The organism is Mesorhizobium sp. M1307, from assembly GCF_040318155.1.
GTDB lineage: Bacteria > Pseudomonadota > Alphaproteobacteria > Rhizobiales > Rhizobiaceae > Mesorhizobium.
Genome location: NZ_JAMYLR010000009.1, coordinates 192,103 through 211,334 on the forward strand (window position 1 = coordinate 192,103; position 19,232 = coordinate 211,334).

At 63.7% G+C, this 19,232-nt stretch carries 21 protein-coding genes; 8 read left to right on the forward strand and 13 right to left on the reverse strand.

Features of this window, described 5'->3' with window-relative positions; translation table 11 throughout:
* Positions 1-56: 56 nt before the first annotated feature.
* A complete protein-coding gene (locus tag NKH16_RS14105) occupies positions 57-2,054 on the reverse strand; it encodes an ABC transporter ATP-binding protein/permease (RefSeq protein WP_352743225.1) in 1,998 nt (665 codons plus the stop codon).
* Between the two features lie 78 nt (positions 2,055-2,132).
* Complete coding sequence (locus NKH16_RS14110; protein ID WP_352450455.1) at positions 2,133-2,483, reverse strand: hypothetical protein; 351 nt, start codon at positions 2,481-2,483, stop codon at positions 2,133-2,135.
* Here NKH16_RS14110 and NKH16_RS14115 point away from each other — a divergent pair.
* Positions 2,482-2,772, forward strand: a complete 291-nt coding sequence (locus NKH16_RS14115; RefSeq protein ID WP_352899890.1) for a hypothetical protein — start codon at positions 2,482-2,484, stop codon at positions 2,770-2,772. The genes NKH16_RS14110 and NKH16_RS14115 overlap by 2 nt on opposite strands.
* 52 nt (positions 2,773-2,824) lie before the next feature.
* On the opposite strand, the gene NKH16_RS14120 is transcribed toward NKH16_RS14115, so the two are convergent.
* Positions 2,825-3,118, reverse strand: coding sequence for a hypothetical protein (locus NKH16_RS14120; protein ID WP_352743223.1), 294 nt, complete (start codon positions 3,116-3,118; stop codon positions 2,825-2,827).
* 190 nt (positions 3,119-3,308) lie between these two features.
* Here NKH16_RS14120 and arr point away from each other — a divergent pair, with 190 nt between their 5' ends.
* On the forward strand, positions 3,309-3,716 hold the full coding sequence (arr, locus tag NKH16_RS14125) for an NAD(+)--rifampin ADP-ribosyltransferase (protein WP_352743222.1): 408 nt from the start codon (positions 3,309-3,311) through the stop codon (positions 3,714-3,716).
* Positions 3,717-3,849: 133 nt separating this feature from the next.
* Here the strand turns inward: arr and NKH16_RS14130 are convergent, their stop codons facing one another.
* The 3 genes from NKH16_RS14130 to NKH16_RS14140 all read right to left on the reverse strand — a co-directional run bounded on the left by NKH16_RS14130 (position 3,850) and on the right by NKH16_RS14140 (position 6,975).
* Complete coding sequence (locus NKH16_RS14130; protein WP_352450450.1) at positions 3,850-4,587, reverse strand: class I SAM-dependent DNA methyltransferase; 738 nt, start codon at positions 4,585-4,587, stop codon at positions 3,850-3,852.
* Between the two features lie 75 nt (positions 4,588-4,662).
* A complete protein-coding gene (locus NKH16_RS14135; RefSeq protein ID WP_352743221.1) occupies positions 4,663-5,973 on the reverse strand; it encodes a hemolysin family protein in 1,311 nt (436 codons plus the stop codon).
* A 60-nt stretch (positions 5,974-6,033) separates the two neighbouring features.
* A complete protein-coding gene (locus NKH16_RS14140; protein ID WP_352743219.1) occupies positions 6,034-6,975 on the reverse strand; it encodes a LysR family transcriptional regulator in 942 nt (313 codons plus the stop codon).
* Between the two features lie 269 nt (positions 6,976-7,244).
* On the opposite strand from NKH16_RS14140, the gene NKH16_RS14145 reads away from it, so the two are divergent.
* A complete protein-coding gene (locus NKH16_RS14145) occupies positions 7,245-8,123 on the forward strand; it encodes a zinc-dependent alcohol dehydrogenase family protein (protein WP_352743217.1) in 879 nt (292 codons plus the stop codon).
* A gap of 47 nt (positions 8,124-8,170) precedes the next feature.
* Here the strand turns inward: NKH16_RS14145 and NKH16_RS14150 are convergent, their stop codons facing one another.
* The 4 genes from NKH16_RS14150 to NKH16_RS14165 all read right to left on the reverse strand — a co-directional run bounded on the left by NKH16_RS14150 (position 8,171) and on the right by NKH16_RS14165 (position 11,309).
* Entirely contained in the window at positions 8,171-8,878 is a 708-nt protein-coding gene (locus NKH16_RS14150; RefSeq protein ID WP_352821248.1) for an LssY C-terminal domain-containing protein, read from the reverse strand.
* 66 nt (positions 8,879-8,944) lie between these two features.
* Positions 8,945-9,799, reverse strand: coding sequence for an extensin-like domain-containing protein (locus tag NKH16_RS14155; RefSeq protein ID WP_352743213.1), 855 nt, complete (start codon positions 9,797-9,799; stop codon positions 8,945-8,947).
* A gap of 111 nt (positions 9,800-9,910) precedes the next feature.
* Entirely contained in the window at positions 9,911-10,783 is an 873-nt protein-coding gene (locus tag NKH16_RS14160; protein WP_502900816.1) for an extensin-like domain-containing protein, read from the reverse strand.
* 100 nt (positions 10,784-10,883) lie between these two features.
* On the reverse strand, positions 10,884-11,309 hold the full coding sequence (locus tag NKH16_RS14165; RefSeq protein ID WP_023678354.1) for a DUF3775 domain-containing protein: 426 nt from the start codon (positions 11,307-11,309) through the stop codon (positions 10,884-10,886).
* 236 nt (positions 11,310-11,545) lie between these two features.
* On the opposite strand from NKH16_RS14165, the gene NKH16_RS14170 reads away from it, so the two are divergent.
* Together NKH16_RS14170 and greA are read left to right on the forward strand one after the other, a co-directional pair.
* Complete coding sequence (locus NKH16_RS14170) at positions 11,546-12,109, forward strand: tetratricopeptide repeat protein (RefSeq protein ID WP_352743209.1); 564 nt, start codon at positions 11,546-11,548, stop codon at positions 12,107-12,109.
* Positions 12,110-12,437: 328 nt separating this feature from the next.
* Positions 12,438-12,911, forward strand: a complete 474-nt coding sequence (greA, locus tag NKH16_RS14175) for a transcription elongation factor GreA (RefSeq protein ID WP_023719113.1) — start codon at positions 12,438-12,440, stop codon at positions 12,909-12,911.
* A 226-nt stretch (positions 12,912-13,137) separates the two neighbouring features.
* Here the strand turns inward: greA and waaC are convergent, their stop codons facing one another.
* Genes waaC through rfaD form a run of 3 tightly spaced genes read right to left on the reverse strand, consistent with a single transcriptional unit; the run spans position 13,138 to position 16,054 of the window.
* Positions 13,138-14,127: a lipopolysaccharide heptosyltransferase I gene (gene waaC / locus NKH16_RS14180; protein ID WP_352743207.1), complete on the reverse strand. Its 990-nt coding sequence runs from the start codon at positions 14,125-14,127 to the stop codon at positions 13,138-13,140.
* On the reverse strand, positions 14,124-15,131 hold the full coding sequence (gene waaF / locus NKH16_RS14185; RefSeq protein WP_352743205.1) for a lipopolysaccharide heptosyltransferase II: 1,008 nt from the start codon (positions 15,129-15,131) through the stop codon (positions 14,124-14,126). The genes waaC and waaF overlap by 4 nt, the downstream gene beginning before the upstream one ends.
* The gene (gene rfaD, locus NKH16_RS14190; RefSeq protein WP_352450437.1) at positions 15,104-16,054 is read right to left on the reverse strand and encodes an ADP-glyceromanno-heptose 6-epimerase; all 951 of its coding nucleotides are present in this window, start codon (positions 16,052-16,054) and stop codon (positions 15,104-15,106) included. Before rfaD ends, waaF begins: the two co-directional genes overlap by 28 nt.
* Positions 16,055-16,230: 176 nt before the next feature.
* Here rfaD and NKH16_RS14195 point away from each other — a divergent pair, with 176 nt between their 5' ends.
* The 3 genes from NKH16_RS14195 (at position 16,231) to NKH16_RS14205 (ending at position 19,064) form a co-directional block, all read left to right on the forward strand.
* Positions 16,231-16,863, forward strand: coding sequence for a LysE family translocator (locus NKH16_RS14195; RefSeq protein WP_352743203.1), 633 nt, complete (start codon positions 16,231-16,233; stop codon positions 16,861-16,863).
* Positions 16,864-17,002: 139 nt separating this feature from the next.
* On the forward strand, positions 17,003-18,481 hold the full coding sequence (gene rfaE1 / locus NKH16_RS14200; protein WP_352743201.1) for a D-glycero-beta-D-manno-heptose-7-phosphate kinase: 1,479 nt from the start codon (positions 17,003-17,005) through the stop codon (positions 18,479-18,481).
* A 7-nt stretch (positions 18,482-18,488) separates the two neighbouring features.
* Entirely contained in the window at positions 18,489-19,064 is a 576-nt protein-coding gene (locus tag NKH16_RS14205) for a D-sedoheptulose-7-phosphate isomerase (RefSeq protein WP_352586848.1), read from the forward strand.
* Positions 19,065-19,232 lie beyond the last annotated feature (168 nt).

A 19,232-nucleotide genomic window follows, 5' to 3' on the forward strand; every position in this document is an offset into this window, starting at 1 on the left:
GGTCCGCCTGGTCCGACTGGCGGCCTCACTCTTTGCGTAGGGCAGCGCCGCTTTGCTCAAGGTCGCGCTGGCTTTCCGTTGGCGCGCCGTTGCCTCAGAAGGCGCATGAGCAAGTTCCGTCTGTCCTTGCGCGGGACGAGTTCGATATCGCTGACAAGTTTTGCCCCGCCCTTGTGCCGCTCCAATGTGATCTTGCGGCTGTGGAAGGCCTCCAGCTCGGCGCGGTGCGCTACGCTTATGATGGTGACCTTCGGCAATTCGCGAATAATCATCTCCATCATCTTGTCCTGGCTCTTCTCATCGAGTGCCGACGTTGCCTCGTCCAGCACGATGATATCGGGGCGGTGCAGCAGAAGACGCGCGAAGGCGAGGCGCTGCTTTTCGCCACCCGACAAGATCTGGTCCCATGGCGCGTCCTCCTCGATCCGGTCGTTGAGGTAGTCGAGTCCCACCTTGTCGAGGGCAGCCTTGATCTTATCCAGCGTCCAGTTGTCGGCGGCGCCTGGATAGGCGACAGCGCGGCGAAGCGTCCCGGTCGGGATGTAGGGCCGTTGCGGCAACATAAACAACCGTCTGTCGGCGCGGATGTTGACGCTGCCGCTACCCCATGGCCACAGACCCGCGACGGCCCGCACCAGCGTACTCTTGCCCGAGCCGGATTCGCCGGCGACGAGCACCCGCTCGCCTGGTTCGATCACGACCTCGGTTTCCTTGACCACGGCGGTGCCGTCGTCGAGCGACACGGAGAGATTGTTCAGGCTGAGCATCGCATCGCCGCCGGTCTCGCCGCGCTTTATGCGTCCCAGCGTGTTGCTCTGTTCCGCCCGCTCGAGCCCGTCGAGCGACATCATCAGCGAGGCGATGCGCCGTGCACAGGCGTTCCAATCGGCGAGACGGGGATAGTTGTCGACCAGCCATCCGAACGCGCCCTGCACGATGGCAAAGGCCGAGGCAGCCTGCATGACCTGTCCAAGTGTCATGCTGCCTTCGAGGAACTTTGGAGCGCAAAGCAAGACCGGCACGACAGGCGCAAACAGGCTCGACCCCTGAGACACCAGCGCCGTGCGCATGTGCTGACCTGCAAGGAGCGCCCATTGCCTGAGCACATGGGCAAATGTCTTGTCCACGCCGCTGCGCTCCTCCTCCTCGCCGCCGAGCAATGCGATGCTCTCGCCGTTTTCCCGCACGCGCGTCAGCGTGTAGCGGAACTCGGCTTCCGCCTGATTTTTTCCCTCGGAGAGGTGGACGAAATGGCGGCCAATGACCGCCATCGAAGTGGACGTGATCGCGGAATAGAGCACTGCGGTGATGACCAGGAAGCCGGGAACGGTGACGGTCGAACCTGCAATCGTCAGGGTCAGGGCGCCGCCGATCGTCCAGAGCACCACGATGAAGGTCGAGGCCGACAGAAATGCGACGATGACACCGGCGATGAAATCGACGGGCGATTCGGTGGCAATCCGCAAATCCTCGGCGATGCGGGCTTCGGGGTTGCTATGATCGCCGCCGACGAGGTTCAGCTGATAGTAGCGGCCGCTTGCGAGCCAGCGCGCGATGACCGCGGTGGTGAGCCAGGAACGCCAGCGGCGCTGTATCCTCATGCGAAAGAAGACTTGCGCCACCACAAGGCTGGCGCTTCCGAGCACGAGTGGCAGGAATACGGCGCTCAGCCAATATACGGTGTGGGCATTGCGTTGCTCAATGGCGTCGAAAATTGCGCGATTCCAGACATTGATCCCATACTGGAAGCCGACATTGGCGACGATCAGGACCAACAGCCCGATCGTCAACGGCCAGGCGACCTTGTCGCCACTGCCGCCCCAGTAACCGCGCGCGCTGATCCAGAAGCGCTTGAGCAGGTATCTCTTGCGCGCCCGCTCGGCCTCTTCAGGTGTCAGCTCAGGATCGGGTTCGGTGACATCCGGCGGCGGCGCGGGCTCGCCGACGACCTCGGACGCGACTTCGACAGGCGATTGTTTCTCGTGGCGCGACTTCTCGGCATCGCGCGATTGGGCGCCGTCAACCGATTTCAGCTTAAATTTAGCCTCGGGCATCCGGCGATAACGGCTTAAAAATCAGAAGGTTTCATAGCGTCCGCTCGAGATCCCAGATGCCAACAACGCCAAGGCTTCTCAGCTGTTCCGGTGCTCGCAGCAGCCTATGGTCGTTCTCGATGACAGGCTTTGATCGTTGCGGGGCAGACCGCCGAGCGTCGGCTGCGGGTCAGTCTGCAACAAAGCATCACCTGCTGCGATCTCGACAATTCGCTTCAGGCTCTCAAGATTTGTCCGCATGCTGCATTCGAAGAGGCTGGACGCAAGCGGCGCGAGAAGTGCCATCGGCCGAGTCAACAGGATCGAGGAGGAGAGGTCATCTCGATTGCGATTGCGAGCATCTGCTGCCCAGCCGGACCGCGCCAGCCCCGAATTCCGGAACAAGGGTGCGATTTTGCCGTTGAGCCAGAAACCGGAAGCGACCCGCATGCCCGAATTGCCGAATGAAGAGATCGAAGGGCGGCTGAACGCCCAGCGCGAGACTCTGGCGCTGGTCGTTGCGCTGCTTGCCAGCAAGGATACGGCACCCGAGCGAATATGGGCCGAACTGGAGGCCCGTTTTCAGTTTCAGAACAGTCAGGAGGACCCTGGCGTCCTGCCAAGCCGCGCATTCGCCATCGAAGCTGCGAAGATGCGGGAGTTCAAGCTGATCGCCGAAGAGGCGCAGGCGCGCAATGCGGAATGGAACGGCAGGGACAAGCCACAGGGCGCCAGCTGAAACCCCGGAGAGTGGATGCAGGACCGGCTATTTTACGATGACTGAGCAAGCGTCAGCTTTGCTGCAAAAGTGTACGTGCCAGCTCTTGCCATTCCTCGTCAAGCGTTAAGGTCGACGGCGCCGCGTTGCTGCGGCGATACCAATATTCCGCATTCGACTGGTCGCCTTCCTTGCGGTGGAGATAGGCATGCACGTGCATGCCCGCCGTGTCGTCGCGCTGCTGCGCGCACTCGTGCGCCTTAGCCCAATCGCCCTTTGCATCCCACCACAGCGCCTCCAGGGCAGGGCTCAAGCCGGCTGGCGGCTGTGGTTTTGCAATCGAATCCCTGAAGGCTTGCAGATCCATTTTTCCACCATAGTGACGTACAGGGCGCCGATAATACCCGCACCGGCAGCCGACTGGTAGCGTACTTTGGGCGGGACGACCGGAATGAGAGGACGTCCGATAACCGCACGGCCAGACGGTTGATTCGATGACGTGCATGAAATAGTGCGCACCACAACACCATGACGCCTGAGACAGCGAGGATGAGCCGATGACAGCCCCCGCGAAGCCGCGCCAATTCTACCACGGCACCCGGGCCGATCTTAAGCCGGGAGACCTGATCGAAGCCGGCTACAGCTCCAATTACGGCGTGCGAAAGCAGGCAGCCTGGGTCTATCTAACCGGCACTCTGGATGCGGCTATCTGGGGTGCAGAACTGGCCGCCGGTGACGGACGCGAAAGGATCTACATCGTGGAAACAACCGGCCCGATCATGGACGACCCCAATCTTACGGACAAGAAATTTCCCGGCAATCCGACGCAGTCCTATCGCTGCCGCGAGCCGCTCAGGATCACCGGCGAGGTCACCGAGTGGCAGGGCCACTCGCCCGAGCGGCTGAAAGAGATGAAGGACCATCTCGAACGGCTGAAGGCACAAGGCATCGAGGCAATCGATTGATCGCTGAGTCCTGCGATTGCCAAGCTTGGCTCTGACTTGCGGTCGGCGGCAGTCCCCGCGAAATACGGCTCCACGTCCGCAATGGGTCCGCGAGTTGTCGTTGCTTGCAGGGCTGGAGAGCGGATGCTCCTTTTCATCTCGTCGCGAACGTGATGATCTCTGGGCTCGAAGGGCCAAGTGGGCTGCCGTCAAAGCCGCCGAATTGCTGTTCGATCCGTAGCCCCGCGTTCCCCAGCAGGCTCGATAAGGCGTCCGTCTCGAGGAATCGCAAGGTGCTGCGACTAACTTGCGGAAGGCTCGGATGCTTTCCGCCGAACCTGTGGGTGAATGTCACCGTCTGTCCATCGAACGGCGTGATCACCTCTGTTGTGATCTGCACCAGCGACCCGTCAGGCAGCTCAACGACCACCGCATTTTCGGGTGTCCAGTGCTCCCACGCCCGCACCGAAGGGTTCCGCGTTTCGAACGCGAAGCATCCGCCTGGCACAAGGGCGTGTCGGACAGCCGCCATGAAATCCCTCAGGTCTTCGTCGCTGACAAGGGCCTGGAATGCGTGCCCCGTCATCACAATGAGATCAAACTCGGCTGTCCAGCCGGCCGATTGGAGATCGCCGAGAACCCATTCGATATCCGCGCGCGTTCGTGCGCGATCCAACACGCCGGGTGCTGGGTCGATGCCGCAGAGCCGCCCTGAATGTCCGGCCAAGCGTGCCTCGTGAAGGAGGGTGCCCGTTCCACATCCGACATCAAGCACCGCGTCTGCTGTTAGAATGCGGGGCAGGTAGAAATCATAGTCGTCGCGCGCAGATCTCGGGTGCCAGGCATCGTAGACGGCAGCGAGATATGGGTCGGCGAAAAGGTGGTCGACCATAGGCGGTATTCCCAATCAACTTTGACGTGCGAGCGGTGTCGCCGCCAGCATATAGCCCATAAGTCGCGTCGATCGTTACCGCACCACCTCGCGGTGGCGGCCGGGCAGGCGGGTGGCGATGAGCTTGTCGATGCGGCGGCCGTCGAGGTCGACGACCTCGAAGCGCCAGCCTTGCGCGTCGACACATTCGCCGGTCGCCGGCAGATGGTGCAAATGCGACAGCACATAGCCGGCGACGGTTTCGTAATCGCGGCTCTCAGGCAGGTCGATGCCGAGGACCTCTGCCATCTCGTCGGCCTGCATATAGCCGGCGAGCAGCCATGAGCCGTCCTCGCGCTTGACCGCGTTTTCCTCGTCGCCGGCGTCGAGGTCGGAACGGAATACGCCGGTGATCGCTTCCAGTATGTCGGCCGGGGTGACGATGCCTTCGAAATGGCCGTATTCGTCATGCACCAGCGCCATCGGCACGTCGGATTCCTTCAGCGTCGCAAGCACGTCCAGAGCGTCGGCCTGGTCATGCACGATTGGCGCGGCCCGCACGTGCCGGCGCGGGTCGAGAGCGCGGCCGGCAAGCATTGCGGCCAGCACGTCGCGGGTCTGGACGACGCCGATCATGGCGTCGACGCCGCCGTCGCCGGCCGGCAGGCGCGAATGCTGGGTGTCCATCAGCAGCTTCCTGATGGCCGCCTCGTCGGATTGCAGATTGATCCAGTCGACCTCGGTGCGCGGCGTCATCACCGCGCGCACAGCACGATCACCGAGCCGCATGACGCCGGCGATCATCCGCCGTTCGTCGGATTCGATGGTGCCGTGGTGCTCGGCTTCGGCGACCAGCATCTTGATCTCCTCGTCGGTGACCTTATCCTCGCTCTGACCGCGCTGGCCAAGCAGCCACAGGAGGGCGCGGCCGGAAAAATCGAGCAGGAAGACCAGCGGCGCCGAGACGCTGGCGAGGATGGTCATTGCCGGGGCGACCCTGACGGCTACCCTTTCGGGGTCGCGCAATGCGATCTGCTTGGGCACCAGTTCGCCGATGATCAGCGAGCCATAGGTGATGAGGGCGACGACGATGCCGACGCCGAGCGGATCGGCGAGGCTTTCGCGGATGCCGGCCGACGCCAGGGAGGTGGCCAGCCGCTCGCCGAGCGTGGCGCCGGAAAAGGCACCGGACAAGACGCCGACCAAAGTGATGCCGATCTGCACCGAAGACAGGAATTTTCCCGGATTGGCGCCGAGCGCCAGGGCCCGGCCGGCACCCTTGACGTTGCGGTCGATCATCGTCTTAAGGCGCGCCGGCCGCGACGAGACGATGGCGAGCTCGGACATCGACAGAAGGCCGTTCACGCAGATGAGGACGACCACGATGGCAATTTCAGCATAAAGCATGCCGGGTCCATAGCATTGCCGCGCGGTTTTCGAAAATAGGACGGGTCGCGCTTTTTAAATTTAGCGAGCCGGGCAATCAGGCGGCACCCATGCCGCATCCCAGGGCGGCGCGGAAAAATGCTCGATCAGGGCGTCGACGACGACGCGCACCTTTGGCGCGAGATTGCGTGTTACCGGCCAGATGGCATGCACCACGGTGTTTTCGACAAGACAGTCCGACAGAACCATTTCGAGCTCGCCGCGCCTGATGCTGTCGGCCGTCAGCCATGTCGGCAGATAGACGATGCCGCAGCCGGCCAGTACCGCATCGAGCATCGGTTCGCCGTGGCCGAGCACCAGCCGCGCCTTGGGCGCGAATTTTTCGAGACGGCCGTCGACATGCCTGACGGTCCAGGGATGGACCGTGCCGTCGCGGCCGTAGCCGATGAGGCTGTGCCTGGCCAGGTCCTCGATCGATTGCGGCCTGCCATGGGCGTCGAGATAGGCGGGGGCGGCGCAGATGGCCGAACGTTGGGCATAGATGCGGCGCGCGGCGATCGACAAGCTGTCGTCGAGGTCGCCCATACGCACCGCCAGGTCGATGCCTTCCTCGATCAGGTCGACGCGCCGGTCGTTGAACGAGATTTCCATAGTCAGATCCGGGAAGCGCTTCGAAATGTCGAACAGCACCGGGGCGACGCATCGCCGGCCGAAGGCCAAAGGCAGGTCGACGCGCAGCCGCCCGGAAGGCACCTGCTTGCGGGAAGCGAGTAGTGACTGGGCGGCTTCGATTTCGGCCAGCGCCCTGACGCAGGCTTCGTAATAGCTCAGACCTTCGCTGGTCGGGCTGAGGCTGCGGGTGGTGCGGTTGAGCAGGCGGACGCCCAATCGCTGTTCCAGCTGCGCGATCGACTTGCCGACCGCCGATTTGGTGACATGCAGCCGTGCGCCAGCGCCGGTGAAGCTGCCGGCCTCCACCGCGTGAGCGAATGCGACGATGCCTTGCAAATTGGCTGATTCCAATGAAGCGCTCCTATTGTAGAGTTTTGCTCCTTAATCTGTTGCAGAACATGCCACATGGAAGCACTTTTCTCCATAGTGAAACGGCGTAAATGTCTCGCGCAATCATCAACCACGGAGCGCGAACCAAATGAGCACCGAAAACAGATCCTGGCAGATGAACGGTTTCGGCCTGTCCAGGGTTGAAGCCGGCTGATGGAAAGCTGCCCCAACCCGGGCCGCATGATCTTCTGGTACGAGTCACAGCGGTATCGCTGAATTACAAGGACAGGATGATCGTCGATGGCGTGCTGATACCGGACCTCAGCTTTCCGTTCGTGCCGACATCGGACGCGGTAGGCGAAGTAGTCGCCACCGGCAGCGAAGTCAGCCGCTTCGGCATCGGGCAGCGCGTGCTCGGCCAGGTGATCGCCGACTGGCCGGACGGCGACGCCCCGCCGGTGCTGCACAAGCATACGCTTGGTTCGTCACTGCCCGGCATGCTGTCCGAGCATGTGCTTTTTCATGAGGATGCCGCCGTGGCGGCGCCGCCGCAGCTCAGCGACGTCGAGGCATCGACGCTGCCGATTGCGGCGCTGACGGCGTGGTTCGCGCTGGTCGAGGAGGCCAAGCCGATCCCGGGCGAAACCGTTCTCATCCAGGGCACCGGCGGCGTGTCGCTGTTTGCGCTGCAATTTGCCGCCGCCTTCGGCCTGCGCACCATCATCACCTCGAGCAGCGACGAGAAGCTCGAGCGGGCGAAGGCGCTCGGCGCCTGGAAGAGGATCAATTATCGCAGCCAGCCGGCATGGGACGAGGCGGCGCGCGAACTGACAAACGGGGCCGGCGTCAGCCATGTGCTGGAAATGGTTGGCGGCGACAATGCGCGGCGCTCGCTCAATGCGCTGGGCGCCGACGGCAGGCTGTCGCTCATCGGCCTTCTCGGCAGCATGGAGCTCAGTTTCCCGATCATTCCGTTCCTGCGCAATCGGATCGTCGTACAAGGCATATCGATCGGCCACCGCCGCGCTTTCGAGCGAATGAACCAGGCGATCGAGACGCTTGCCATCAAGCCGGTGATCGACAAGGTGTTTGGCTTCGACGAGGTGCCGCAGGCATTTGAGCGTCTGGAGACAGGACCGTTCGGCAAGATCGTGATCACCGTGCCCTGAACCCGTCGGGACGAAATGGCTGTCAGACGGGAAGGCCGATTGCGCGCCTACGGCAGTTGCAGCAGGATCCCGATGATGGCCTTGCCGTCGGTGAAATAGGGATCGCCTTCGCCGTTGCGCCCGGTCTTCGTGGCGCCGACGCCTGGTATCTCGCTGGTCGAGATCAGCATGCCGGCGGCGGAGAGGTCGCGCATCAGCCCGTCGCGCTCGGCGTCGATGTCGGGGCCGATATGATGGGTGATCGCGCCGGTGTCATGGCTGAGGCCGACGCCGCGGTCAAAGCTTGCAGAGCCAAGCCAAAGCGGCCGGCCGTCGTCTCCGGTCGCATCGGTCTGCCAGAAGCGGACGTGGTGGCGCCGATCGGCGCTGTCGCCGACCGGCTTTTCGAAGGCTAGGTCCTGGGCGCGGCCTTCGAACAGCAGCCGGCTGACCGGCGCGTCGGGATAGGGGCGGTTAAACAGCACGCTTTCGCCGATCTCGATCGCCGTCTTCAGCGTGATCGCGTCTGCCGTATCCCAGCCGGCGACGGCAAAAGCATGGACAAGCTCCTTCTTCATGCCGACCAGGCCGACATTGATCGGATCGCCCGGAATGCCTTGCGGCGTGTGCGTCACCATCTCGAATTGCTGATTGCGAAAATTGCGGTCCCGTAACGTCCAGAACTCAGGCGCGGCGAAATAGGCGAGCGAAAGATAAGCGGCACAGCATGCCACCAGCCAGGTCGTTGCACGTCGTCGAAGGCTTCGTTGGCTCAAGAGGCACCACCCAAGCGTCTGCGCACCATCTTAACCGGCGCAGCAAGTCTTGGGCAGGGGCTGCAATCAGCGGCAGGCGCGATAGCCGTTCTTGCGGTTCTTGATGTCGAAATGGAAATGGTTGCGGTGGTCGTAGTTGTAGCCGGGGCCGAGCACGGTGGTGAAATACTGGCAGCCATCGGCGCGGACATTGTTGAGGAAGCCGCGCGTGCGGAAGGCGAACAGGCCGGGCTTGCGGACGTCGATGTCGTCGCCATTGTTAAGCTCGATGCTCATCACGTCGAGCGCATTGCCCTTGCCGTGTTCCGACAAAACACCTTCGCCGGCAATCCTGCGGCAGGAATAGCTCGAGCCCTGGTGGATGGTCTTGACGCCTGAGAAATAGCGCCAGCGGGCCGACGGCACGAGTTCGTTCCTGGTCCAGCCGGCAAAGGTGGCGGCCATGTCGCAGGTCAGCGTCGCGGCCGGCTTCATCTCGACACTGCCGATGGCCGAGACCTTGACCGGATAGTCGATGCCGCACTGGCCTTCATGGATCGGTGCAACGTCGGTGTAGACGACGCCGAGGCGTTTCAGCTCCTTTCGGCAATCGATCTCTGTGGCCGGCAGCTGTTCGGCCGGCGACATCGGGTTGTCCAGGCGCGGATAGGCGGCCGTCATAAAGGGATTGGACGGGACGAGGCGCTGCATACCCGAATATTGCGGCCCGGAATCTTGCGCGCCGGAATATTGCGGGTCGGAATTGGGCGGGACGGCAGCGGTCTGGCTGCCGACATCGACGGCCGGCTGCAGCGACAGCACGCTGCCGGTATTGCAGGCGGAGACCCCCGCAATGGCAAGCAGGGCGGCAAGCCTGCCGGCTATGCGCGCGCATTCTGTGTGCCGCACAGCGGCAAGCGCAGCGCGAAATAGCCCGGCCATCGGAAGGGTTCCTGTCCCTAGATGGCACAGACTCTAAACCTGAAGAGTAAAGGAAAAATCAGCGGCGCCGTTCACGCCTGCGGCCAAATTGCGGCGCCCCCATAGGCAAGGTCATTGGCAAAACGTGCCGCCATTGCGGCGCGGTTCGAGATCGAAGTGGAGATGCAGCGAATGATCGGCATCGCTGCCGGGGCCAAGCACGGTCTTGAACGGCCCGCAGGCCGCCTTGCGCACTGTATCCAGGAATTTCGCGTCCTTTTCCGGCGGCGCGGGGCCGACATCGATCTCCTTCCCGTCCGAAAGCTTGAAGCTGGCGATATCGAGCGCGTTGCCGAAGGCGTGCTCCGACAATTTGCCGCCGCCATTGCGCGACCGGCAGACAAAGGCGGAGGCCTGGCCGATCGATTTAATATCCGCGCCGAACTCGGCCTTTGCGGCAGGCTGGATGACCGAAGCAGCAAAGCGTGCGGCCGCTTCCGCCATCTGGCAATTCAGCTCGGGCTCCGGGCCGATGGCGATGGATTTGCCGAGCGTCCTCAGCACGATCGGGTAGGGGATCGAGCAACCGACCGCCGTATCATGCTCGGGCTTGCGCTCCTCGAAATCGACGCCCATCGATTTCAGCCGCCTGCGGCAGGCCAATTCCTCGGCCGGCATTTCTTTCCCGGCAATGGCGGCCGATCGAGGATCAGGAAGGATTTTTTGCTCCGCCTTCTCGTCTGCCTCGGCCGGGATTGGTGGCGCGCCTGGTGGGCTTGCCGGCGGCTCAGCCCGTGCCGGCTTTTCGGGCGGCTGCGGTGCAATCGCCGGCGGCTCCGGAGCATCCTCCGGGCGCGGTTCGGGGACCGGGATCTCGGTTGGTGGGGGCGGAGTGACTTGCTGGTTGAGCTGCGGAACCGGTGCAGTTTGCGGTAGGTCGGGTGCCTTGGCTAAAACGGGTCCCGCCAGCGGCGTAGCCGCAACGGCCAGCAGCAATCTGCCCAATCTGAAAAAGCCAAACGCCGCCATTACATCGCAACGGCCAGAATGCAGGGAAGTTGCCTTGAGCGAGGGGGGCGGCCGATCACAATCGGTAACCGCGCCGTCACGCGCCGATCGCTTCCAGGCCTTCCTCGAGCCAGTCCGCCAGCAGCGGCATGCCGAGCAGATATTTTGCCGTGCGCTTGTTGGCGCGCTCGCGGGCGGCGGACAGCGCGTCCGTCCATTCCGTCGCGTCATAGTCGCCGCGGCCGACCCAGGCCAACGCAATCAGTTCAGCCGCTTCGTCGACATTGAGATCATCGATCAGCTCGCGCAGTTCTTCTTCGGTGAGATCTTCGGAGCTTTCCTCGGCAAGGCCGTCATGATGGTGGTTGTCGTGCGCGTTGCCGTCGAGCTCTACCTCGTGCTCGGCGCCGTCGGCATAGTCTTCGTTGACGGCGGCGCTGAGCGCCTTCGCCTTCAGGATGAACAGGCGCACGGTGTCGGGACCGATCGAAAGCTCCCAGTCTCGTTCAACGCGTTGCTGCACCGGCCGTCTCCCTGCTTCGTGCTCGGTCGGCCCGATGATAGCGGATTTGCAGCGCTCGTCACATTATCTTGCGCGGCGGCGTTGATCGTGAAGCATGATTTCCGATGCCCACTCTTCCCGGGATAAGATGGCCTTGCTGGGAGAGATCGCGGTTTTGAGATAGGATGACATTTTCCGGGACGAAACGGCGTTGGCCCGGCGTTAGTGTTGCATTGTCAGGTTCAAAGGAGAATTCGATGCGCAGACGATTGCTGATTTACGCCATGGCCATCGCCGCCCTGCCGCTGATTGCGGCTCCGGCGTTTTCGGCTGGTGAAGGCGGGGGAGGTGGCGGTGGCGGCGGCAATGGCGGCGGCAATGGCGGCGGCCAGTCCCAGTGCAAGAAGGGGGAGGCGTGGGACAAGAAACAGAAGAAATGCGTCTCGCCGAAGCAAGGCATGCTGGACGACGACAGCATCTACGATGCCGGTCGCGCGCTGGCGATGGATGGACGCTACGACGAGGCGATCGCCGTGCTCAGCCTCGCCGCCAACAAGCAGGATCCGCGCATCCTCAATTATCTCGGCTATTCGCACCGCCATTCCGGCCGCGTCACCGTCGGCCTCGGCTATTACGAGGAAGCGCTGCGCATCGACCCGAACTACACGCTGGTGCGCGAATATCTCGGCGAGGCGCACCTGCAGATCGGCGATCTTGCCGGCGCCCAGGAACAGCTCCGCGAGATCGAGAAGCGCACGGGCAAGGGGTCTCGCGAATACGGCATGCTGTCGGAGCAGATCGATCATTTCATGAGGAGCTGATCCTCCGGAACGCTCCTCATAACCGGCTGTGAGCGATCGCAGCCGGTTTTTTGCTGTGCTGCACATGTTGGCCACAACCGAGATTTGGCATCACGGTACACGATACGATCTTGGAAACCCCCGCTTGACGTGGGGTCAGCCGTGCAATCGGTGGATGATTTTTCAAAAACCGACTTTTTGGACGTGAAAAACCCGCGAAGATTGCTATATCTTGCGAAATTGTGGTGAGACGGTTCCGTTAGCCCGAGGCTGCCGGACCGTTTTCTTTTTGTACCATCGACAAGGTCGCTCCCGATTGCGGGGGCGGCGGCAGGAAAGGTCAGGCATTATGAACAAGGTCCCGATGACAGGCGAGGGGTTCGCGTCATTGAAGGAAGAACTGCGCTGGCGCCAGCAACAGGAGCGGCCGCGTATCATCGAGGCGATTTCCGAAGCGCGCTCGCATGGCGACCTATCCGAAAATGCCGAATATCACGCGGCAAAAGAGGCACAGAGCCTCAATGAGGGCCGGGTCAACGAACTCGAGGACCTGATCGCGCGGGCCGAGGTGATCGACGTCACCAAGCTCAGCGGCGACAAGGTCAAGTTCGGCGCCACCGTGGTGCTGGTCGACGAGGATACCGAGGAGAAAAAGACCTACCAGATCGTCGGCGACCAGGAAGCCGACGTGAAGTCCGGCCGCATCTCGATCTCCTCGCCGATCGCGCGCGCCCTGATCGGCAAGGAAGTCGGCGACGCCATCGAGGTCAATGCGCCAGGCGGCGCCAGGGGCTACGAGATCGTCCAGGTGCAGTTCATCTGAGGAATCTGAGGCGAGCCCTAATCCCGTCAGGTAGCGCCGCCCCTCATCGCCCTGCCGGGCACTTCTCCCCGTATAGTGACGGGGAGAAGGGGCCGTCCGGAACCTCGGCGCCGTTTCCTGCAACGCCACCGATTGGCGAAATCTTCGGTGAAGGCGTCCTTCTCCCCGTCCCTATACGGGGAGAAGATGGCGGTAGCCAGATGAGGGGCAGCGCCAACTTTCAGGACTATCCTCTACCGACCTTGACCTGACCGGTCCCCCGAAGCGCCAGCAATCTCTCGGCTTCCGCCATCACCTCCGGCGGCGTGACGCTGTGGCCGGGCCTGGCCAGCAGCGTCGATGAGAATGGCCCGCGCGGGCCGGTCAGGCCAGGCTCGGTAGCGAGGAATATCGCCACCGTCGGCAGGCCGAAAGCGCTGGCGAGATGGGTCAGGCCGGTGTCGGCGCCGATGACCAGCGCCGAGCCGCCGATGACGGCGGCGATCTCGGCTAGCGGCGACCTGGGAACCACCACGGTTTGCGAAACGGCGTGGGCGATCGCTTCGGCAACCGCCTGTTCCCGGTCGTTCGACCAGGTGGTGACCGGGGTCATCCCTCGTGCCACGAGAAGCCTGGCGATTTCGATCCAGTCCGCGACCGGCCATTTCTTGTCCTCGCGGCTGGTGCCGTGCAGCAGGAAGGCGGTCTTTTCGCCGGCAAGAATCGATCTTCCGGCTGGCGGCGCGATACCCGATTCAAGCCTGGAAAAATCCGGCTCGTAGCCGAGCGCCAGGCCGAACAGGCGTCTCGTGCGCTCGATAGCATGCAGGCCGCGCGGCACGGCGAAGCGATGGCCATAAAACAGGCTTGCCGAAGGCTCGCGGGCGCTCGACCGATCGAACCCGGCGATCGGTGCTGCCGTCAGCCGCGCCACCAGCGCCGATTTCAGCAAGCCTTGTGCATCGAGGACGAGGTCGTAGCGGCAATCGCGCAAGGCCCGGCGCAAGCCGACCACTTCCCGCCATGTGCCGGGCTCGAGCAGCTTCCTGCGCCAGCGCCGGATCGCCACGCTGTGGATGGTTTGGATGGCTGGATGCAGCGCCACGATGCCGGCAAATGCCTCTTCGACACACCAGTCGAAGGAGATATCCGGCCGAGCGCGGCGCGCGTCCTCGATCGCCGGGAAGGTGTGGATGACGTCGCCCATGGACGATGTCTTGACGATCAGCACTTTCATGCGGCGGCCGGCATTTCCAGCAGCCGCTCCGCCGCCGCCACGACGCGTTCGACCTCCAGCGTCTTCAGGCAGTTGAGATGACCGAGCGGGCAGATTTTTTTGTGGCAGGGCGAACAGGACAGGCCGAGCCAGACCAGTTCGCGGCGCTCGGCGAGCGGCGGCGTGTTCTGCGGCGAGGTCGAGCCGTAGACGGCGACGACCGGCGTGCCGACGGCGGCGGCGACATGCATCAGCCCGCTGTCGTTGGAGACGGCGAGCCTCGCCGCCGCGATCAGGTCGATGGCATCCTCGAGCCGCGTCTGGCCGGCAAGATCGACGGCGCCCGGAGCCAGCGCGGCGATTTCCGCCGTCACCTCAGCGTCGTTCTTCGACCCGAACAGCGCGACGCCAAACCCTTTCGCCATCATCTCGCGGGCAAGGCCGGCATAGTGTTCGCTCGGCCAGCGCTTGGCCGGGCCGAATTCTGCGCCGGGCATGACTGCCACGAATTTCGCCGCCGTCAGCCCGAAACGGCTGAGCAGTGCCGCCTGGCTGGCTTGATCGACGGCGAGCTTCGGCGCCTGGAAGGCGCCACCACGGGCAAGGCTGAAATAGGCCTGCGCGGTGCGCCGTTTCAGGCGATCGGGCAACGGCACGATGTCGGTCAGCAGCCCGTAACGCATTTCCTTGAGATGGCCGACACGGCGCGGAATGCCGGCAAAGAACGGGATCAGCGCCGACTTCCAGCTTCCCGGCAGGACAAAGGCCGTGTCGTAGCGGCCGCGCAGCAGGCGGCCGAAGCGCCTTCGGATGCGGAATTCGAACGCGCCGGATTGCAGCGGCAGGTCGATCTGCTGGCGGATTTCGGGCATGCGCTTGACCAGCGGTGCTGCCCAGGCCGGCGCCAGCACGTCGATGGCGGCATCCGGATGAAGCTCCCTCAGCGCCTGGAACAGGCACTGCGCCATCACCATGTCGCCCACCCAGCGTGGGCCGATCACGAGGATCGTTGGGCTTTCAGCCATTCGACATAGTCTCTGACGCCGGTTTCCACTGTGCGGAACTGGCCATTGTAACCGGCTGCGCGCAAGCGGGACATATCAGCTTGCGTAAAGCTCTGGTAGCTGCCCTTGAGGTGGTCGGGAAACTCGATGAATTCGATCTGGCCTTGGCCGAGCGTATCGATCACCGTTTCGGCAATGGCGCGGAACGGCTGGGCCTTGCCGGTGCCGCAGTTGAAGATGCCGCTCGAGCCGCGTTTCCACAGCCACAGATTGACGTCGGCGACATCGCCGACATGGATGAAGTCGCGGCTCTGCTCGCCGGGCCCGAAACCACCATAGGCGCCGAACAGTTTCGGGTTCTGGCCTTGCTCGACCTGGTTGAACAGATGGAAGGCGACAGAGGCCATGGCGCCCTTATGCGCCTCGCGCGGTCCATAGACGTTGAAATAACGCAGGCCCGCGACCGGCGAGTGATCGGTATCGAAAACGGTGCGGCGGACATAGTCGTCGAACAGTTTTTTCGAATAGGCATAGACGTTCAGCGGCCGTTCGCATTGCGGCTCCTCGCGGAACTCGGCGCCGCTGCCATAGACCGAAGCGGAGGAGGCATAGAGGAACGGCACGCGCAGGGCCAGGCAGGCGTGCAGCAGGCGCTTCGAATAGGCGTAGTTGACCTCCATCATGAACTTGCCGTTCCATTCGGTGGTGGTCGAGCAGGCGCCCTGGTGGAAGACCGCCTCGATGCGGCCGAGGTCACCGGCCTCCATCCGCGCCAGAAAATCGTCCTTGTCGAGATAATCGGCGATCTCGAGATCGGCGAGGTTGGCGATCTTGTGGCCGTCGGTGAGGTCGTCGACGACGAGGATGTCGCTGAAACCCTCGGCGTTGAGCGCGGCGACGATGTTGGAACCGATCATGCCGGCGCCGCCCGTGACGATGATCATGAAAGCCTCTGGTACCTTGTGCCGGTTGTAGCCCTTGTGGGATTCTGGCCTTATAGGGGAGGCGGGCCGGGCTGTCGACAAAGCAGGTGGCTGGGCGGCCGGATGAGCGCCATAGTGGCGCCGCAAACGTCACGTTTCAGTCGGCCTGCCGGCCGACCGGCGACAGGAGCAAGGTAATGCCGTCAACCGAACTGCTTGTCGCCTTTTTCGCCACCACGGCGATCTTCGCCTATATCCCCGGCCCCGCCATGCTCTATGCCGCCGCGCAAACCATGGCGCGCGGCCGCTGGTCCGGGCTGATGGCGGCGCTCGGCATCCATCTCGGCGGCTACGTTCATGTCTTCGCCGCCGCCGTCGGCCTGTCGGTGCTTTTCCATGCCGTGCCGGCGCTTTACATGGCGGTCAAGCTGGTCGGTGCGCTGTATCTGGTCTGGCTCGGTGTTTCTTTGTTTCGCGCCAAGGCGCAAGGCGAGGTTGTCTTGCCGGGAATTCAGCCGAAATCCGCCCGCCGCGCGTTTTTCGAGAGCGTCGCCGTCGAGGTGCTCAACCCGAAAACGGCGATTTTCTTCATGGCGTTCCTGCCGCAATTCATCGATGCCTCGGCAGCGTTTCCGGTCTGGCTGCAGTTCGTCGTGCTTGGAACGATCGTCAATTTGATGTTCTCGTCGGCCGACATTGTTTGCGTGATACTGGCCGGCGCGGTGATTGCCAGGCTGCGGCAGTCGAGCCGGGCGCAGCGCCTGATGCGGCGCGCCGGCGGTGCGGTGCTTGTCGGACTGGGCGTGCATGTCGCGTTGCAGAAAAGCTGACGCACTGTCTCGCCGCCGCGATCGGTCGAAGGCCCGCCGTTGCGTCGGCTGAAATTGCGGTATATCGGCATCGCCATGAACGGCCCGCCCTGCCAATTGAATTTCCCGTCACCGAAAATCGGCCCTCCCGCGCGTTGACATGATCAAGCTGCCCTCTCCCGAACCTCTTCACCGCGCCATCTCGCGCTTCGGCGGCGCCACCGTGCTGGTGGTCGGCGATTTCATCCTCGACCGTTTCGTCAACGGCGTGATCGAGCGCATTTCGCCGGAAGCGCCGATCCCCGTGCTGCACGGGCGCGGCGAAACGCTGGCGATGGGCGGCGCCGGCAATGTCGTCGCCAACATCGTTTCGCTCGGCGCTGCCGTCATACCGGTCTCGGTGATCGGCGCTGACGAGGCCGGCAAGAACCTCGTGCGCATGCTCGGCGAATTTGGCGTCGACACCGGCGGGCTGGCGCAGGATGCCGATCGCATGACGTCGTCCAAAAGCCGCTTCAGCGCGCTCAACCAGCAGGTGCTGCGTTTCGACGAAGAGGAAATCAAGCCGCTGGGCGATGCCGAGCGCGCGACATTGGTCGGGCATTTTCGCGAAGCGCTGGCACGCGCCGACATCGTCATCCTGTCCGACTATGGCAAGGGCGTGCTGCTCGACGGCGTCGCCGGCGAGCTGATCTCGATCTGTCGGCAAGCGGGCAAGCCGGTGCTGGTCGACCCGAAGGGCCGCGACTATGCGCGTTATGCCGGCGCGACGGCAATCACGCCCAACCGCAAGGAACTCGGCGAGGCGGTCGGCCGCGCAGTGTTTGCCGATGACGAAATCGAGGCGGCGGCACGCCAGCTGATTTCGGCGCACGGTTTCGATTTCGTCGTCGCGACGCGCAGCGAAAAGGGCATGAGCGTCATCGGTGCGGACGACGCCCGCCATATCGCCACGCAGGCGCGCGAAGTGTTCGACGTTTCGGGCGCCGGCGACACGGTAATCGCGACCTTCGCGCTGGCTCTTGCAGCAGGGGCTGATCGTGTCATGGCCGGATCGATCGCCAACGCCGCCGGCGGTGTTGTCGTCGGCAAGCGCGGCACGGCGCGGCTGACGATCGAGGAACTCACCGGTGCGCTGTTTCGCTCGCATGGTCCGGTCGCCCACTTGGATGCGATCCTCGATGCCGCCGCCGCTGCGCGGCTGGTGGCGGGCTGGAAAGACGAGGGCTTGAGCGTCGGCTTCACCAATGGCTGTTTCGATATCCTGCATGCCGGCCATGTCAGCCTGCTGCATGCGGCGCGCAGCCAGTGCGACCGGCTGGTGCTCGGCCTCAACAGCGATGCCTCGGTGCGCCGGCTGAAAGGGCCGGGACGCCCGGTCAATGACCAGCATGACCGGGCCTGCGTGCTTGCAGCACTTGCCTCGGTCGACGCCGTCGTCATCTTCGAGGAGGATACGCCGCTTTCGCTGATCGAGGCGCTGAGCCCCGACATACTGGTCAAGGGCGCCGACTATACGGTCGATCAGGTGGTTGGCGCCGATGTCGTGCAGAAGGCCGGCGGACGCGTCGTGCTGGTCGACCTCGTCGCCGGCAAGAGCACGACCGGCACTATCGGCAGATTGCGCGCCGGGAACTGAGGGTTTCATGTCCGAACTGAACGATTACCTGGCCCGCTCGGCGGCCGCGATTTCGGCGATGGTCGAGCGCGACCTGACCAGCGAGATGGAGCGGGCCGTCAGCGCCGTCGTCGCCGCGCTTTCGCAGGGCAAGGCGCTGCTGATAGCCGGCAATGGCGGCTCGGCCAGCGATGCCATCCACATTGCCGGCGAGCTGGTCGGCCGCTTCCTCAGGGAGCGCAAGGCCTACAACGTCATCGCGCTGCCGGCCAACGCGGCGGTGCTGACCGCCTGGGGCAATGATTACGGCTTCGACACGGTGTTTGCGCGCCAGGTCGAGGCGCATGGTTCGGCGGGCGCCGTGCTGCTCGCCATCTCGACCAGCGGCAATTCGCCAAGCATCCTCGCCGCCGCCCAACAGGCGCGCATGATGGGCATGACGGTGGTCAGCCTGACCGGCGACACCGGCGGCAAGCTGAAGCCGCTCTCCGACATCCTGCTCAACGTACCCTCGACCTCGACGCCGATCATCCAGCAGGGGCATTTGTGCCTCTACCACCATTTGTGCGAAATGGTCGAAACGCGCCTCTGCGACGCAGGGTGATCCTCGAACTCTCAGGACCTGGGTTCCTCGCCCTCCGCGAAGCGGGGGAGAGGTGGCCGCGAAGCGGCCGGAGAGGGGGCTTCGTAGAGCGCGGTTCCCCTCTCCGTGGCGGGTTGGGCGCGGTGGTGGTTATTAAAGACTGAAGCGGGGGCCGCATAATAGGGGTGT

Bases quoted from the DNA above. Each gene is read 5' to 3' on its own strand.
- NKH16_RS14195 (WP_352743203.1), top strand. From the start codon at position 16,231: ATGCCGTCAACCGAACTGCTTGTCGCCTTTTTCGCCACCACGGCGATC.
- NKH16_RS14155 (WP_352743213.1), bottom strand. From the start codon at position 9,799: ATGGCCGGGCTATTTCGCGCTGCGCTTGCCGCTGTGCGGCACACAGAA.
- NKH16_RS14170 (WP_352743209.1), top strand. From the start codon at position 11,546: ATGCGCAGACGATTGCTGATTTACGCCATGGCCATCGCCGCCCTGCCG.
- NKH16_RS14135 (WP_352743221.1), bottom strand. From the start codon at position 5,973: ATGCTTTATGCTGAAATTGCCATCGTGGTCGTCCTCATCTGCGTGAAC.
- NKH16_RS14205 (WP_352586848.1), top strand. From the start codon at position 18,489: ATGTCCGAACTGAACGATTACCTGGCCCGCTCGGCGGCCGCGATTTCG.
- NKH16_RS14115 (WP_352899890.1), top strand. From the start codon at position 2,482: ATGCCCGAATTGCCGAATGAAGAGATCGAAGGGCGGCTGAACGCCCAG.
- NKH16_RS14120 (WP_352743223.1), bottom strand. From the start codon at position 3,118: ATGGATCTGCAAGCCTTCAGGGATTCGATTGCAAAACCACAGCCGCCA.
- greA (WP_023719113.1), top strand. From the start codon at position 12,438: ATGAACAAGGTCCCGATGACAGGCGAGGGGTTCGCGTCATTGAAGGAA.
- waaF (WP_352743205.1), bottom strand. From the start codon at position 15,131: ATGGCTGAAAGCCCAACGATCCTCGTGATCGGCCCACGCTGGGTGGGC.
- rfaE1 (WP_352743201.1), top strand. From the start codon at position 17,003: ATGATCAAGCTGCCCTCTCCCGAACCTCTTCACCGCGCCATCTCGCGC.
- waaC (WP_352743207.1), bottom strand. From the start codon at position 14,127: ATGAAAGTGCTGATCGTCAAGACATCGTCCATGGGCGACGTCATCCAC.
- arr (WP_352743222.1), top strand. From the start codon at position 3,309: ATGACAGCCCCCGCGAAGCCGCGCCAATTCTACCACGGCACCCGGGCC.
- NKH16_RS14110 (WP_352450455.1), bottom strand. From the start codon at position 2,483: ATGCGGGTCGCTTCCGGTTTCTGGCTCAACGGCAAAATCGCACCCTTG.
- NKH16_RS14105 (WP_352743225.1), bottom strand. From the start codon at position 2,054: ATGCCCGAGGCTAAATTTAAGCTGAAATCGGTTGACGGCGCCCAATCG.
- NKH16_RS14130 (WP_352450450.1), bottom strand. From the start codon at position 4,587: ATGGTCGACCACCTTTTCGCCGACCCATATCTCGCTGCCGTCTACGAT.
- NKH16_RS14145 (WP_352743217.1), top strand. From the start codon at position 7,245: ATGATCGTCGATGGCGTGCTGATACCGGACCTCAGCTTTCCGTTCGTG.
- rfaD (WP_352450437.1), bottom strand. From the start codon at position 16,054: ATGATCATCGTCACGGGCGGCGCCGGCATGATCGGTTCCAACATCGTC.